Origin of the sequence: Bradyrhizobium sp. PMVTL-01, from assembly GCF_051861855.1 — a bacterium.
Classification (GTDB): Bacteria; Pseudomonadota; Alphaproteobacteria; order Rhizobiales; family Xanthobacteraceae; genus Bradyrhizobium.
The window spans coordinates 702,113-717,477 of record NZ_CP193982.1 but is presented as its reverse complement, the minus strand read 5'-3'; the positions used below and the strand labels follow the sequence as shown (position 1 = coordinate 717,477).

The following is a 15,365-nucleotide window of genomic DNA, read 5'->3' as shown; positions in this document are numbered from 1 at the left end:
CGTGCGGTGCACCAAGAGCGCCCGCGAGGAGTTTTCCGATGATTGGTCTAGTACTCGTGACCCACGGGCGCCTTGCCGACGAATTCAAGGCAGCGCTTGAACATGTCATGGGCCCACAAAAGCAAATCGAAGCGATCACGATCGGCGCCGAAGATGATTCCGATCTCTGCCGAAGCGACATCATCGAGGCGGTTAACCGCGTCGATTCCGGCGACGGCGTTGCGATCCTCACCGACATGTTCGGCGGCACCCCGTCGAACCTAGCAATCTCCTGCATGAGCCGGCCCAAGGTCGAGGTGCTCGCGGGCATCAACCTGCCCATGCTGGTGAAGCTCGCCAAGGTACGCGAGGAGCGTCCGCTGCCGGACGCGATCGCGATGGCTCAGGAAGCTGGCCGCAAATACGTCACCATCGCCAGCCGCGTGCTCGCCGGCAAATGAGCGACGACGCGCCCCAAGCCGGAACGGGCGTGCCCGCGGGCGCGATCTCCAAGGAGCTCCTGATCATCAACAAGCGCGGCCTGCATGCGCGCGCCTCGGCGAAATTCGTCCAGGCGGTCGAGCGCTTCAACGCGCAAGTGTGGGTGACGCGCGGCGGCGAGACCGTCGGCGGCACCTCGATCATGGGCCTGATGATGCTCGCCGCGGGGCCCGGCACGACGATCACCGTCGCAGCGGCAGGTGATGATGCGGAAGCTGCGCTCGCGGCGATCGCGGAGCTCGTTGAGAGCAAGTTCAACGAGGAAGGGGTTTAGGGCCCTCTCGCCGCTGCGCTGCCTCGCCCCGTTCTTACGGGGAGAGGTGAAGAGATCACTTCCCCGGCGGAGCGATGTAGATATTCCAGCTCATCGCCGGGCCGGCCCTGCCGTGGATGAAGCGGCGCGTCGTCATCACGATGCGCTCGGCGTTGGGCGCCGTCTCCGACACCCATTTCTCGAACGCCGGCAGGCGGCCGTCGGTTGGATCGAACACGCCGATGAAGCCGTACGTCTTCACATCGCCGCGCGAGGTCAGCCCGGAATCCCAGGCCTCGAGCGGCAGCAGCGCGGACGGATGATCCGGGCTGTAGAACACCAGCGGCTGGATCTGTTCCATCGTTCCGGCAACGACGGCCCAGCGCGAGCCGAACCGGGTGTGCCAGGCCTGGGTCAATTCGTGCGCGAGCTCCGAGCGCGCGCCATAGATCTGTGCGTTGCCGCCATTGGCCGCCATCTCGCGCGCGGCGATCCAGGGCGAGGCGGCGAGCGTCGCGACGCTCAGCACGAGCCAGATTGAGGCGATGTTGAACAGCACAGCGCTCTGCACCCGGAGCACGGGAATCGCGACCAGCGCCAAGGGCACCAGGAAGAACAGCGAGATGCCCCAGTCGGTCTTCATGTAGATGCTGAAGCCGAGTGCGCCGAGCGGCGGGCCGACCGCGACGATGATCTGGACGATCCAGATATTCAGCGCCTGCGCAACATTGACGCCCGGATTGGCACCGCGCGCCCAGGCGCGCGTGACGATGCGTGATGGTGCGCGCAAGAGCAGCTTGAACGGCGGCACGCAGGCCATCGCCAGCGCAGCCAGCGCCACCGGCAGCGTCAGCAGCGCGACATTGTGCAGGGCATAGCCGGCCACGAGCTGGTGCACGAGACGCGAATCATCGAGGCTGTAGGTGTCGCCGGCATAGGTCAGCGGCGCGAAATGCGCCTCCGCCAGCCAGACGATGTGCGGGATCATCGCCACGACCATCGTCGCGATCGCCACCCATGGCGCGGGCGACGAGAGGAATTTCAGCCGCTCCGGATGGATCAGCGCGGCAAGGCCGATCGCGCCGATCATGGTCAGCACCCAGTATTTGGTCATCAGCGCCAGCGCGCCGGCAAGGCCGAGCCAGATGCCGGATAGCCATGTCCGCTTCTCGAAGGCATTGAGATAGGCGAGCACCAGCAGCGGCAGCGTGACGAGCTGGAGCAGGTCGGGGTTGTACTTGAAACCCTTGAAATTGAAGATCGGATAGAGCGCGACCATCACCACGACCAGGAACGCGCGCCGGGCATCCACGACGCGCAAGGCAACCAGCCAGCAGATCACCATGCCGACGCCGACCGTCGCCATCGCGAGCGCATAGGTCGCCCAGTCGGTCGCGGGGAACAGCTTGAACCAGAGGCCGGCGACCCAGCCCGACAGCGGCGGATGCTTGCCATAGCCCCAGATGAATTTCTGGCCCCAGCCCCAGGCTTCTGCGACGTCCATGTGAACGTCCTGCGCCGCCTTCAGATTGATCAGGATGAAGGTCCAGAGCACGCCATGCAAGGCCGCGAGCTGGACCACCAGCCAGAGCCGCGCCTCGGGGCGGGTCGCGCAGGCAACCAACCAGGCCCGGAAACGGTTGTAGCTCAAGCGGGTCTTCGGCCGCGCTCTGGCGGAGGGGATCGAGGTGGTCGACATGGGCGCTTGCGTAGCGCGTTTTGCGCCTGAGTGAAATCAGCTTGGCGTGAATGAAGGACCGCCTGGCGCACGGAAACGATGCGGGATCACCGGGCCAGCAGTTCCGGGCGATATTCAAAATGCATCGTGTCGTAGTGATACCATTTGCCACCCCAGATGAAGCCGTGGCGCTCGAAGATGTCGACGATTTCCTGTGGCATCCTGTTCTTGTAGGGGATGGATTTTCCGCTGCCCGCCCATAGCCAATAGTCGGAATATTTCAGGTTCAGGTCGATCGCGACGGCATAGCCATGCATGCTCATCTTGCCGGTATCCGCGACAGGCCGGCATGACAGCACGCCGGCGATCGGAAAGGCCGCGGCCCTCAGCGCCGGATCGAGCTTGTCGATCTCCGCAGACACCTCCTCGAGCCGGCCAGCCACGCCATTGATCCGCGTCACCTGGACCGCCTTCCCCCATGATCGCGGCAGCCACGTGATGGTCACGAGATTGCGCTGTACCGCTCCATTGCGGCAGTCGCCATACATCTTCTTGAAAAAAGCTTCGTTCCGGAATCGTCCGGGATCGGCGTTCACCGCGGGCGGCGCGGAGGCGCCGACGGGATAGGGCAGGCGGAGCTGGTCGAGGATCGAGGCATCGCGCAAGCGCTGATCAAACGATTTGTCGTCGATGCCATCGTCGACCGGCATCGCGGTGCCGTCGCGCCACAAGATTTGCTTGCCGTCGTGGCCTGAGAGGAAATCGGGATAGGCATGCACCAGCCGGTCAAGAAGCTCCGTCCTGGTCTGGGCGCCCGCCGGGACGGACGCGGCCACGAGAACGACGAGGATTTGCGCCGCCCGCAACGCAATCGTCATCGACGCCTGCCGGCCTGATCGAGCAGCGCGACGTTTGCCTCCTCGATCGAATTGAGTTTTGGATTCCATGTGCTCGGCGAATACCACGGGAAGCGTTCAAAGCGAGCCTTGAGATCGGCCGCTTCGAAATACCGTCCCCGCCGCGCAAAGATCTCGTTGCGCGCGATACGGAGCTCGTCGTTCGACAGCCCGCGCAGGTCTGCGACCGTCAGCAGCCGCCGATCCGAATCGGGAAAGATGAAGCCGCTTTGCGCCGGCCCGCCGGCTTCATAGCGATCGATCAAGGCGACATTCGCCTTCTCGACGGCGTTCAACTGGGGGTCCCAGGTGTGGGGCGCGTACCAGGCGAACTTGCTGAACCTCGCGGTCAGATCCGGCGAGTTGAAGTAGCGCCCTCGCCGCGCAAAGATCTCGTTGCGCGCAAGGCGCAGATCGTCCTTGCTCAGCGTCCTCAGATCACCATCGGCAAGCAGCCGGCTATCGGAATCCGGAAACAGGAAATCCGATTGGGTTCTCGTAACCGGGGCCGTGGACGGCGGCAGGTTCGCAGGAGGCGCCGTGACCGGCGCCGGCACGTTGAGCGCCGCGACCTGCCCTGCTGGCCCGCCTGAAAAGTAGAACGATCCATCGATCGGCGAGCTGGAGACCCAGGGCTGCTGGTTGCTGCCGGTTGCGCGCTTGACGGCGAGCCCCACCTGATTGAACGTCTGGAGCACGTCGAGACCGGGTCGCTGCATCGTCTCGACCAGCGCCCGCGTGTAAGGGCTATGTCCGTCGGACCCGTCGAGCGCGACGTTGCCGGGCTGCGTGGCATAGGAGAGCAGCGTTCCCTCCGGCGCCCGGATCTGCGCCAGGCCGCCGTCGGAGGCGCGCAAGCCCCGTCCGCCAAACGGGTTGTTCCTGCACGCATCGAGAATGACGATGTTCAGCTTGGTTCCTGCGCCGTCCATCTGCCGAAGTACCAAAGCGGCGTCGACCATCTGGAAATCCACATCGCTCTCGCGCGTCGGATTCGCGGTGATCGGCACGAGATAGTTGGTCCCGCGGACCTGGATGCCGTGACCGGCATAATAGAACAGGGCCACGTCGGCACCGATCAGCTGGTTGCCGAAGCGCTGGACCGCCGCGTCGAAGCTCGCCTTGTCCAGCTCGACCTGGGCGCCGCCGCCGACCAGCGTGAAGCCAAGCTTCTGCAACGTGTCGGCCACCAGCAGCGCGTCGTTCCGGGGATTTTCCAGCCGCGGCACGCTCTGGTACGCGGAATTGCCGATGACGAGGGCGACGCGCTTTTCAGCCGCGGCCGGGAAGGCGAAACACGCTGCAAAAAACAAGGCGAAAAGACGCTTCCAACACATTGCCTATTTCCGTGACAGAAAGCCCGAAAGCTAGCAGAGCCGGCCCCTGAAATCGATGGCGGGGGAGGCCGAGATTGCGGCGGCAAGACGGTTCGACGTCGCCCCTCCCGGACCGGCTGAGCGGGCTGGCTACCCCCGTCCCGGACGCACCCCCGTGCGGTCGCGGGAAGACCAAGTGAATGGTTGCCGCACGGGGATGTGAGTGGTATCCCGCGCCCATGACGACCGTCCCCATCTCCAACATCCGCAATTTCTCCATCGTCGCCCATATCGACCATGGCAAATCGACGCTGGCCGACCGCCTGATCCAGATGACCGGCGGCCTCTCCGACCGCGAGATGGCGGGCAAGGAGCAGGTGCTCGATTCCATGGACATCGAGCGCGAGCGCGGCATCACCATCAAGGCGCAGACGGTGCGCCTCGCTTACCGCGCCAAGGACGGCAAGGACTACATCTTCAACCTGATGGACACGCCCGGCCACGTCGACTTCGCCTACGAGGTCTCGCGGTCGCTCGCGGCCTGCGAGGGTTCCCTGCTCGTGGTCGACGCCAGCCAGGGTGTCGAAGCGCAAACGCTCGCCAACGTCTACCAGGCGCTCGACAACAATCACGAGATCGTTCCGGTCCTGAACAAGGTCGACCTTCCCGCGGCCGAGCCCGAGAAGGTCAAGCAGCAGATCGAGGACGTCATCGGCATCGACGCGTCCGACGCGGTGATGATCTCGGCCAAGACCGGCCTTGGCATTCCCGATGTGCTCGAAGCCATCGTCACCCGCCTGCCGCCGCCCAAGGGCGACCGCGACGCGACCTTGAAGGCGCTGCTGGTCGACAGCTGGTACGACGTCTATCTCGGCGTCGTCGTGCTGGTGCGCATCGTCGACGGCACGATGAAGAAGGGCCAGCGCGTGCGCATGATGGGCACGGGCGCGGCCTACGACGTCGAGCGCGTCGGCTTCTTCACGCCGAAGATGCAGCAGGTCGACGAGCTCGGCCCCGGCGAGATCGGCTTCATCACCGCCGCGATCAAGGAAGTCGCAGACACCCGCGTCGGCGACACCATCACCGACGACAGGAAGCCGGTCGCCGAGATGCTGCCGGGCTTCAAGCCGGCGATCCCCGTGGTGTTCTGCGGCCTGTTCCCGGTCGACGCCGACGACTTCGAGACGCTGCGCGCCGCGATGGGCAAGCTGCGCCTCAACGACGCCAGCTTCTCCTTCGAGATGGAAACCTCCGCCGCGCTCGGCTTCGGCTTCCGCTGCGGCTTCCTCGGCCTCCTGCATCTCGAGATCATCCAGGAGCGGCTGTCGCGCGAATTCGATCTCAACCTGATCGCGACGGCGCCGAGCGTCATCTACAAGATGAAGCTCACCGACGGCCAGGAGATCGAGATCCACAATCCCGTCGACATGCCCGACGTGGTCAAGATCGCCGAGATCGACGAGCCCTGGATCGAGGCCACGATCCTCACGCCCGACGAATATCTCGGCAGCGTCTTGAAGCTGTGCCAGGACCGCCGCGGCGCGCAGAAGGAGCTCACCTATGTCGGCTCCCGCGCCATGGTGAAATACGACCTGCCGCTCAACGAGGTGGTGTTCGATTTCTACGACCGCCTGAAGTCGGTCTCCAAGGGCTACGCCTCGTTCGACTATCATCTCACCGACTACAAGCCGGCCGATCTCGTCAAGATGCAGATCCTGGTCAACGCCGAGCCGGTCGACGCGCTCTCGATGCTGGTCCACCGCACCCGCGCGGAAGGGCGCGGCCGCGCCATGGTCGAGAAGATGAAGGAGCTGATCCCGCCGCACATGTTCCAGATCCCGATCCAGGCGGCGATCGGCGGCAAGGTGATCGCCCGCGAGACGGTGCGCGCGCTGCGCAAGGACGTCACCGCCAAGTGCTATGGCGGCGACATCACGCGCAAGCGCAAGCTTCTGGAGAAGCAGAAGGAAGGCAAGAAGAAGATGCGGCAGTTCGGCAAGGTCGACATCCCGCAGGAAGCCTTCATCGCCGCGCTGAAGGTGGACAGCTGAGGCGACGCTCGGGATGGGCCGGCCCGGTTTCCGCGGCGGCAAACAAAAAGCGCGAAAACAACCCCATGCACAGTAGCCGCCCCTTGGCAGGCATAGTTTTTTTGATTTACCGAAACAGGTTTTGACTCCTCGGGCAAAACAGCGGTATATTGGCATCATCTCAGCCGATGTGATTGGTAGCCCGAACTCCCAGGATGGGTTGGGCCCGCGGAAGTGATGGACCTCAAACTCGAACCAATAGTCGACGAACTACCGGCTGGCTTCGCTGACCTCGAGGCGGATGCAACGGCGGATGGCCATCGGCAGATGACTTGCCTGGCCGCTGAATTGACGGAGACCCCCGCCTTCTTTCATGCAGCATACGCCTGCTGTCTTGGCGGCAGACTCGCGGGCATCGGCGCGATGACCGACGAACCTGCACCGACAGCGCAGCCGACGTGGAGAATGCGACGGTTCTACGTGCATCGCGAATTCAGGCGGCGCCAAGTTGCCTTTTCCATTGCCATGGCGCTGTTGCAGGACGCGGCAGGGAAGGTTTCGACCATGACTGTACATGCAGGCAATCAGGCCGCGGCGCAGTTTTGGGAAGCGATTGGATTTAGACGCGTTGCCGACCTGGCCTGGTCCCACCAGAGAACGATGCGCGATACAACTGCCGGGCAGATGAGGTCGACAGCAGGTCGGGGTGAGCGGTCCCGGTCGCGCCGATCTCCTACTGCCAGAATCTGTCACTGCGCTGCGCTAGATCTTCCTTTGCACCAATCACTGAAAGGAAGATCATGAATACCCAAAGCAGCGGCAACGCAGTGCAGATCGCCAAGACCTATGTCAAGGCCATCGCCCGCAAAGACGTCGATACGATCATCTCTGTCGCGGCGGACGACGTCGTTTGCACGACACCGCGCGGGCGGATCGTCGGGACCCAGACGTTTCGCGAGTTCCACGGCGGATTCGCCCGCATGCTCCGAAAGGTCACGATTCTCGCCATCCATGGCGACGATGAGCAGGCTGTCGTCGTTTACAATGCCGATACCCATCCGGTTGCCAACGCCATCTGCGCGGAGCTCCTCACGGTGAGGAATGGCAGGATCGCCTCGACCCAAGTGATCTATGATGCGGCCCCGTTCGCAGCCTGCGCGGCGACGGTCCAACCGCGCCAAAGCGCGACGAGATTGGGATGAATCGTCATCGCGCTTGAGGTTCGTTGTTTGCGCATGATCGTTCCGGAAAACCGCTTCGCACTTGTCCGGATCATGCTTTAACAAGACCGTCCAGGTCATCAAGCGGCGCGGCTTCCCGAAGCCGTGCCGCCCGCCCTCGGCGGAAACGACCGCCAATCATTGGCACGATACGTGTTGAGGCCGTCGATCTCCGCATCGTGCGCCAGGCCATGCGCGACCAGCACAAGCTTGCCATCGTGTATCGCGATCCGACCAGCCGACGCTGTATCCCGGAGTCCTCGTTGGGATCCGATCTGCGACCATCAAGGTCATGGGTTTCGCTTCCGCCTTCGCTCTTGGAGCTACGGTTGACAAGGCGCGCGACCCGTCGAGCTTCGAGCCAAGGGTTCTATTTCGGAGCGCTGGTCTGGCCACCCGAACCCGTGGTCTGCTCACTTCCAGGTCGACCCGGAGGATGCGCAGAAGCACCTGGCTTGTCTTGATCGGCCACGTATCCGGACTCTCCGGAGTTGCGAGTCTTGATCCCTTTGTCCGCATCACGCTGCATCTGCTCGCTGGGCTCGTCAGGCTTGAGCCCTTGGTCTACATCACGGCGCATCTCCTCCCTGGTTTGCTCACTGGGCGCGGCCTTTTGCTGCTGGGCCGTTGCCTGGAAGGCAATTGCGCTTCCGGCAACCACAATCAACGCAAGAATTGCTGTTCGCATGCTTCTTCTCCACGACCTGCTCCCTGAACACGCGAACTTCCCAACGTTTTCCTTGTTCCAACGCTATTGCCGAAAGGCGCATCTTGCGATCAGTCGTAGGTTGGCAAAGCGAAGCGTGTCACAAATTTGTGTGCAGTCGGGAAGAATGGTGGGCGCGGTGCTGCGCACCTTTGCCCACTCTATGACAGCCGTGCTGGCGCAAATCAGGTCAATGGTTCGCATCCCTGCGTCTCCGGACGAATTGCGCGATCGGATCGTAGACGAAGACGCGGAAGCCCGCCAAGGCTCCGCGCCCTGCACGCCTCACGACGTCTTCTGCTTCGCCGCGACGTATCGTGCGAAATTGTCGAGGATCGCCTGCCAGCCGCCTTGCTGCTGCTCGACCGAGTGGGTCGGTTCGCTGTCGAAGACGACGCGAACGATGACGCCCTTCGGACCAGGGACGAACTCGACTTCGGCCTTGCGATCGCCGAAGGCATATTCGATCAGCTTGTGCTCGACGATCGTCGTGTAGGTGCCGGCGAAGTCAAAGCCCATGCTGCCGTCCTTGGCCTCCATGCGCGAGGAGAATTCGCCGCCCTCGCGCAGGTCGACCGTCGCCTTGGTCGTGTGCCAGTCCGCGGACGCGGCGTTCCACTTCACGATGTCGGCAGGCGTCGTATAGGCACGCCAGACCTGATCGATGGGGGCGGCGACGCTGGTTTCGACGGTGATCCTCATGGGCATTGCTCCAGTTGCGACTTTGACGGCTCGAATTGACGAAGTCACGTCACGTGTGCCGGTCCATCACCAGCACGTCCGGGACGTGTCCACCCAAGGACGATCGAGACCGGTCCATGCCGACATGGTCGGGCCGTCAATGCGCCAAAAAGTTAGAAAGATGTCGTCAGCATGTGTACCGGCGACTGTCAGCCCCTGGCGGACCGGCTTCCGCGACGACGTTTTGCGCGTTGGACGCGGAGCGTCGAGCATATCGGGGCGCAGCGCCCTTCCCCCGGACCGACGGTTTTCTCGAACATGGCCGCGGACCGCTTGAACAGCCGCTCGGCGTCACGCGACGCATCGGGACTTACGCGCCGTTGGTGCGCCCGGAAGCCGGACAGGTTCAATGCGGCCGCGGCACCGTAACATCATCATTGTCCGAGCTGCTGAAGCACGGCGGACCACAATGCCAGCGGCTCCCTGAGGGCGCCCGGCTCGGACGGCTTCTGGCGAACGGCCGTATGCACCATGACGAGCTTCGAGGCCGGATCGACCAGGATGAGCTGACCGCGGATGCCGCTCAGGGCAAATCTGCGCTGCTCACCGGGGAGGAGCCACACCTGGTAGCCGTAGCCGAAATTAGCCGAAATAAGGTGTGGCCACGCGCGGAGCGAGATGGCCATCCTCTGGTCTGACGGTCGTGGCATCCAGCAGCCACTGCCGGGGGATCAACTGACGCCCCTCCCAGGCGCCGTCATGTGCGAGCAACCGGCCCAGGCGCGCATAATCACGCAAGGTTGCGTTGAAGCAGCAGAACGCAATCTCCTGCCCGCTGCCGTCGATCGCCCATGAGGCATCCGCTTCGGCGCCGATGGCGTCCCAGATCCGGTCGTGGAGATAGTCGGCGACCGGCGTGCCCGTGGCGGCGCGCAGCACGAGGCCCAGGATCTCGGTTTCCACGCTCGCATAGTGCCATCGGGTGCCCGGCGGCGCGGCTCTTGTATTGAATTGCGCGACGACGGCGACGGGATCTTTTGCCTCTCCGACGAACAGGGCTCGCCCAAGCCGGGCGATGTCATCGTTCCCGTCATAGACTTCCGAGAATTCAACGCCCGAAGACATGTTCAGCAAGGCGCGGATCGATGTGTTTCCGTATTCCGTTCCTGCAAGGCCAGGGACGTAGGTCGAGACGAGATCGTCGATCGACTTGATCCGTCCCTCGGAGACCGCGATCCCGACCAGCATGCCCACCAGCGTCTTGGCCATGGACTGCGAGAGAAAACGGTCCTGGTCGGTCCGCGCATATTGATAGTGCTCGTAGAGGATGGTGTCGTCCCTGGCGATCAGGAGTCCCGTCACCGGGTTGCGCTTGAGGTAGTCGCCTATGCTCAGCCGCTCCGTGCCGAAGCTGTAGGCGATCGATGGCTCCGGCGCGCGTTTGAAGTGCCACGGGGCCGTCGCGCGAGCGATCGGGCGGGACGGATAGATCTCGCCGAAATGGCTGTAGACTCCGACGAGCTTGTCGAGCTGGGGGGTGACCCCCCGCGTGCCGACAGGATAGCCGGACGCCGCGCCGTAGAGCTCGGCATCGGGGCCGCGATCGGAAAAGACCGGTCCCGGCTCGCCCGGAGTGCTGCGGACGTCCTGTGCGCAGGCGGGCGCCCACAGCGCGGCGGCAAGAATGACAGGCAAGAAATGCGTGCGGCAGCCGCGTGACCTGCAGAGCGCTCCCCGATCCATTGGACTTGCCTCCTCACACGAGCTTGCGTGTGCGTGCATTGACGAGAGGCATGCTATCACCGGGGGTAGGCGGTGTCAGCCTGTGCGGGATACGCATTACGAGGATGTGGGGACGGCGATTTTGGTGGGAGGTCGAAGGGCGACCGCGATGACGGTGCGCTCCCTCGCCCCGTTCTTACAGGGGCCGCGACGAGCTTCGCTCGCGCCGAGAGGGTTCGGGTGAGGCGCCTCTTCTCCACACACGGGATGGTCGAGAGACCTGTACCCCCTCACCCGGAGTCCGCGCTACGCGCGCATTCCGACCTCTCCCCGCAAGCGGCAGGGCTATCGCATTTGACTCGCTGCGGCGGCCTGCGCGCACGCCTCGTCCTTCGAGACGGCGCTTATGCGCCCCTCAGGATGAGGCTAATCAGCGTCGGTGCCCGTTGAAACTGCTGCCGCGCACTCCGTCCTCATCCTGAGGAGGCCGCCTGAAGCGGGCGTCTCGAAGGATGGCCGCGGGAAAAGTTTTCAAATGCGATTGCCCTGCCGCAAGCGGGGAGAGGTAAAGCGCGGCAGCTCACGCCACCAGCGCAGTGTCGTCATCGCCGCCGTCGATGCCGCGCTGCGCCTGCAGCAGGCTGATGATATCGAGATTGGGCCGGGCCTTGCTGAACAGAAAACCCTGGCCCTCGTCGCAGCCTTCGGCGCGCAGGCAGCTCAGCTCGGCTTCCGTCTCGACGCCTTCGGCGGTGATGGTGACGCCAAGACCTTTGCCGAGGCTGACGATGGAGCGGATGATCGCCTGCGCCTCGCGATTGGCCCCGAGATCGCGGACGAAGGACTGGTCGATCTTGATCTTGTCGAACGGGAAGCTGCGCAAATAGCTGAGGCTGGAATAGCCGGTGCCGAAATCGTCCATCGAGATGCGCACCCCGAGCGCGCGCAGCGCATGCAGCGTCGCCAGCACCTGGGCGCTCTTCTCGAGCAGCAGCGTCTCGGTGATTTCGAGCTCGAGCCGGCGCGGCGGCAGGCCGGAATGCTTCAGCGCGTCCGTCACCATCGAGAGCAGGTTGCCGCTGCGGAACTGCAGTGGCGACAGATTGACGGCGACGCGGACGTCGTCCGGCCAGGTCGCGGCATCCAGGCACGCGCGGCGCAGCATCAGGCCGCCGAGCGGATTGATCAGGCCGGTGTCCTCGGCGACCGGGATGAACTCGGCGGGCGAGACCATGCCGCGCTCGGCATGGGGCCAGCGCACCAGCGCCTCGAAGCCGGTGATGCGACCGCTCTGCAGGTCGATCAGCGGCTGATAGTACGGCCGCAGCACGTCGTTCTGGATCGCATCGCGCAGCTCGACCTCGATCTTGCGGCGGCTCTGCGCCCTGGCATCGAGCGCGGCCTCGAAGAACGCGAAGCTGCCGCGCGCGTCAGCCTTGGCCCGCGTCAGCGCCATGTCGGCGCTCTTCAGCAGCTTCTCGGCATCATCGCCGTCGCCCGGCGCCATCGCGATGCCGATGGAGGCACCGATCACCACGGAATGGCCATCGAGCAGATAGGGATCGGAAATGGCCTCGAGCAGGCGTTTTGCCAGTCCCACCGCATCCTCCGGCCGGATCAAACCGCTCTGCACGATCGCGAACTCGTCGGAGTTGAGGCGCGCCAGCGCGTCCTCATCGCGCAAGGTGGAGCGCAGCCGCTTGGCGACGCCGCGTAGCAGCTTGTCGCCGATCGCGTGTCCGAGCGTGTCGTTGATCGCCTTGAAATTGTCCAGCCCGAGCATCAGCACCGCGACCTTCTCGGTGCTGCGGCGCGTGTGCAGCAACATCTCATCGACCTGCTGGCGCAGGAGGTTGCGGTTCGGCAGGCCGGTGAGCCCGTCATGCTGGGCCATGAAGGCGAGCCGCGCCTCGGCCCGCTTGCGCTCGGTGATGTCCATCAGCGCGAGCAGCACCGCAGGCCGCTCCGCATAAGTCAGTTCGCGCGAATAGATCGCAAGGTCGATCAGCGCGCCGTCGGCCTTGACGTGCTTCCAGGTGCGGCCGGCCTGGTCCTCGCCGGTTACGTCGGTTCTCCAGGGCGGCTCGCTGTCGAAGGCCTGCAAGGAGCGGATCGTCAGCTTCTCGAATTCGGTGCGACCATAGCCATAATGGGCGATCGCGGCGTCGTTGACGCCGAGGATGCGCTCGTCGTCGAGCGCGCAGATGATCATCGGAACCGGATTGCCCTCGAACAGCAGGCGGAACGAGGCCTCGCGCTGCTTCAGCTCGGTGATGTCGACGCGCAGGCCGACCACACCGCCGTCGTCGGTCAGCCGCTCGTCGATCAGGATGACGCGGCCGTCCGCCAGCTTCTGCTCATGGCGTGCGCCGGGCTGGTAGAGCTTTTGCAGCCGCTCGGCGATCCACTCGTCCTCGTGGCCTGCAGCCTCGGGATAGTCGCCGCGCGCGACGCCGACGCGCAGCGTGTCCTCGAGGCGCGCGCCTTCGGCGAAGAGGTCGGCGGTCTTGCTGTAGATCTCGGAATATTTCTTGTTCCAGAGGACATAGCGGCCCTCGGCATCGAGGAACACGATGCCCTGCGGCAGGATGTCGATGGCCTGGCGCAGCCGCTCATGGGCCTTGCGCGCCTCCGCGATCGCGGCCTCCGCCTCCGCGCGGCTCTGCACGAGCTCGGCCTGCACGACGGGCGAATGCGGCGCGCGCGCGAATCGCGGCTTGCGCAGCCGGCTGCCCGCCGTACCAAGCACGTTACGCTTTCGCCTTTTTTGTCTTCGAGACCCCAAACTCAACGTCACATGTCCCAGTCGCGCCCTGCGGCCGCAAGGTTTGGGGCAAGTGTCTGAAAAAAAAGTAATCTTCGCCGGCCTCGCTCCGGGACCAACGGCGCTTGTGCCTGTTTGCGAGGCGCAAAATGCGGCCGGCCGACGCATCAAACCCCCTTGACATGTCGCGATCGGAACGTGTGCTGCCGCAAAATTACGCGCGCGCTTGAATCATTTCCGAAATCGCGCGCGATTGCATGCGGAGCGAGGCGTTCCCTCATTCCTCGCACGAATTTTGGTCAATCCAGGATACGGTTATCGCGCCGTTAAAAATGCGGCCAGCCGGCGCACTCCCTCGCGAGCCGCGCCAAAAACCAATGTCATGATAAAGGGCCATTTGCCCCGAGGCCATGATGTCGCCAGCGGCCCGTGGCTGTAAAGACGCCGTGAGGTGGCGCCCTCGCGACAAGCCTAATTCTTAACCCCGGCGCCGCGTTGGGTTATAATGACCGGGCATGAGTCCCCGCCGCATCGCCCCTCTCCTGCTTGTCGTGACGCTCCTGGCAGCCGGCGGCGCGCGGGCCCAGGACAAGGGCAGCGTCAATCCGAAGCCGCTGCCGCCGCTCGCCAACCCCAACGATCCGCATCTCGCTGCCAAGGAACTCTTCGCGCGAAAACTGCTGCCCTCGAAGGGGCCGGCGCATGTGGTCGGCTCCTACACCAAGGGCTGCATCGGCGGCGCCGCGCAGATGCCGCTCAACGGCGACAATTGGCAGGTCATGCGGCTGTCGCGTAACCGCAACTTTGGTCATCCCGACATGATCGCGCTGATCAAGCGGCTTGCGGCCAGGGCAAACAAGGACGCCGGCTGGCCGGGCATCCTGGTCGGCGACATCGCCCAGCCGCGCGGCGGGCCGGCGCTGTCGGGCCATGCCAGCCACCAGATCGGCCTCGATGCCGACATCTGGCTGACGCCGATGCCGGACCGCCGCCTCTCGCGCGAAGAGCGCGAAGAGATGTCGGCGGTGATGATGGTGCGGCAGGACCGGCTCGACATCGATCCGAAGGTATTCACGCCAGGCCATGTGCTGGTGCTGCGCGACGCGGCGCAGGAGCCGGCGGTGCAACGCATCTTCGTCAATGCCGCGATCAAGAAGGCGCTGTGCCGCGAGGCCAAGGGCGACCGCTCCTGGCTGTCGAAAATCCGGCCGTGGTGGGGCCACGACTATCACTTCCACATCCGCATGCGCTGCCCGGCGGGCGCCGGCGAGTGCGAGGGGCAGCCATCGCAGTCGGAGGACGAAGGCTGCAAGGATTCCGATCTCGCCTATTGGTTCTCGGACGCCGTGCTGCATCCCAAGCCGCCGCCGGAGCCGCCGAAGCCGAAACCGCCGATGACGCTGGCGCAGATGCCGGCGGCCTGCAAGGCGGTGCTGCATGCGGGCGATGCGAAGCCGTAGGGTACGCTGTCGCTTCGCCCACCGCTGTCGTCCCGGGACGCGCAGGTCTTGCGGTTGGTCAAACGGCCGCCTTTGACCTGAGGCGCCGGCCTGCTATGTTTGCACCGCGATATCCCTGCCGGCCGTAAGCCGTCGCAAGGCCCCGTGGAACAGCGCGTC

The 15,365-nt window shown here is 64.5% G+C and carries 14 protein-coding genes; 6 read left to right on the top strand and 8 right to left on the bottom strand.

Annotated elements, in window-relative coordinates; translation table 11 throughout:
* Positions 1-38: 38 nt before the first annotated feature.
* Positions 39-440 carry a PTS sugar transporter subunit IIA gene (locus ACRQ5Q_RS03350; RefSeq protein WP_007597752.1) on the top strand — a complete coding sequence of 134 codons (402 nt, stop codon included), beginning with the start codon at positions 39-41 and terminating at the stop codon, positions 438-440.
* Positions 437-754, top strand: a complete 318-nt coding sequence (locus ACRQ5Q_RS03345) for an HPr family phosphocarrier protein (protein ID WP_439372749.1) — start codon at positions 437-439, stop codon at positions 752-754. Before ACRQ5Q_RS03350 ends, ACRQ5Q_RS03345 begins: the two co-directional genes overlap by 4 nt.
* A gap of 55 nt (positions 755-809) precedes the next feature.
* Here the strand turns inward: ACRQ5Q_RS03345 and ACRQ5Q_RS03340 are convergent, their stop codons facing one another.
* The 3 genes from ACRQ5Q_RS03340 to ACRQ5Q_RS03330 form a co-directional block, all read right to left on the bottom strand.
* Positions 810-2,432 (bottom strand): glycosyltransferase family 39 protein, encoded by a 1,623-nt coding sequence (locus ACRQ5Q_RS03340; RefSeq protein ID WP_439396020.1) that lies wholly within the window; start codon positions 2,430-2,432, stop codon positions 810-812.
* Between the two features lie 86 nt (positions 2,433-2,518).
* The gene (locus ACRQ5Q_RS03335; protein WP_439396018.1) at positions 2,519-3,289 is read right to left on the bottom strand and encodes a M15 family metallopeptidase; all 771 of its coding nucleotides are present in this window, start codon (positions 3,287-3,289) and stop codon (positions 2,519-2,521) included.
* Positions 3,286-4,644, bottom strand: coding sequence for a YARHG domain-containing protein (locus ACRQ5Q_RS03330; RefSeq protein ID WP_439396016.1), 1,359 nt, complete (start codon positions 4,642-4,644; stop codon positions 3,286-3,288). The genes ACRQ5Q_RS03335 and ACRQ5Q_RS03330 overlap by 4 nt, the downstream gene beginning before the upstream one ends.
* A gap of 218 nt (positions 4,645-4,862) precedes the next feature.
* On the opposite strand from ACRQ5Q_RS03330, the gene lepA reads away from it, so the two are divergent.
* From lepA to ACRQ5Q_RS03315, 3 genes are all read left to right on the top strand, one after another.
* Entirely contained in the window at positions 4,863-6,674 is a 1,812-nt protein-coding gene (gene lepA / locus ACRQ5Q_RS03325; protein ID WP_439372745.1) for a translation elongation factor 4, read from the top strand.
* A 216-nt stretch (positions 6,675-6,890) separates the two neighbouring features.
* Positions 6,891-7,457, top strand: a complete 567-nt coding sequence (locus tag ACRQ5Q_RS03320; protein WP_439396015.1) for a GNAT family N-acetyltransferase — start codon at positions 6,891-6,893, stop codon at positions 7,455-7,457.
* A gap of 23 nt (positions 7,458-7,480) precedes the next feature.
* On the top strand, positions 7,481-7,855 hold the full coding sequence (locus ACRQ5Q_RS03315) for a nuclear transport factor 2 family protein (protein WP_439372743.1): 375 nt from the start codon (positions 7,481-7,483) through the stop codon (positions 7,853-7,855).
* Between the two features lie 388 nt (positions 7,856-8,243).
* Here ACRQ5Q_RS03315 and ACRQ5Q_RS03310 read toward each other — a convergent pair whose 3' ends face one another.
* The 5 genes from ACRQ5Q_RS03310 to ACRQ5Q_RS03290 form a co-directional block, all read right to left on the bottom strand.
* Positions 8,244-8,561, bottom strand: coding sequence for a hypothetical protein (locus ACRQ5Q_RS03310; RefSeq protein ID WP_439396013.1), 318 nt, complete (start codon positions 8,559-8,561; stop codon positions 8,244-8,246).
* 303 nt (positions 8,562-8,864) lie between these two features.
* A complete protein-coding gene (locus ACRQ5Q_RS03305) occupies positions 8,865-9,281 on the bottom strand; it encodes an SRPBCC family protein (RefSeq protein WP_439372741.1) in 417 nt (138 codons plus the stop codon).
* A gap of 413 nt (positions 9,282-9,694) precedes the next feature.
* Positions 9,695-9,946 carry a hypothetical protein gene (locus ACRQ5Q_RS03300; RefSeq protein WP_439396011.1) on the bottom strand — a complete coding sequence of 84 codons (252 nt, stop codon included), beginning with the start codon at positions 9,944-9,946 and terminating at the stop codon, positions 9,695-9,697.
* Positions 9,903-11,003: a serine hydrolase domain-containing protein gene (locus ACRQ5Q_RS03295; protein WP_439396009.1), complete on the bottom strand. Its 1,101-nt coding sequence runs from the start codon at positions 11,001-11,003 to the stop codon at positions 9,903-9,905. Before ACRQ5Q_RS03295 ends, ACRQ5Q_RS03300 begins: the two co-directional genes overlap by 44 nt.
* 559 nt (positions 11,004-11,562) lie before the next feature.
* Positions 11,563-13,731, bottom strand: coding sequence for a putative bifunctional diguanylate cyclase/phosphodiesterase (locus tag ACRQ5Q_RS03290; RefSeq protein WP_439396007.1), 2,169 nt, complete (start codon positions 13,729-13,731; stop codon positions 11,563-11,565).
* A 530-nt stretch (positions 13,732-14,261) separates the two neighbouring features.
* Between ACRQ5Q_RS03290 and mepA the strand changes: the two genes are divergently transcribed.
* The gene (gene mepA / locus ACRQ5Q_RS03285) at positions 14,262-15,206 is read left to right on the top strand and encodes a penicillin-insensitive murein endopeptidase (RefSeq protein ID WP_439396005.1); all 945 of its coding nucleotides are present in this window, start codon (positions 14,262-14,264) and stop codon (positions 15,204-15,206) included.
* Positions 15,207-15,365: the final 159 nt, after the last annotated feature.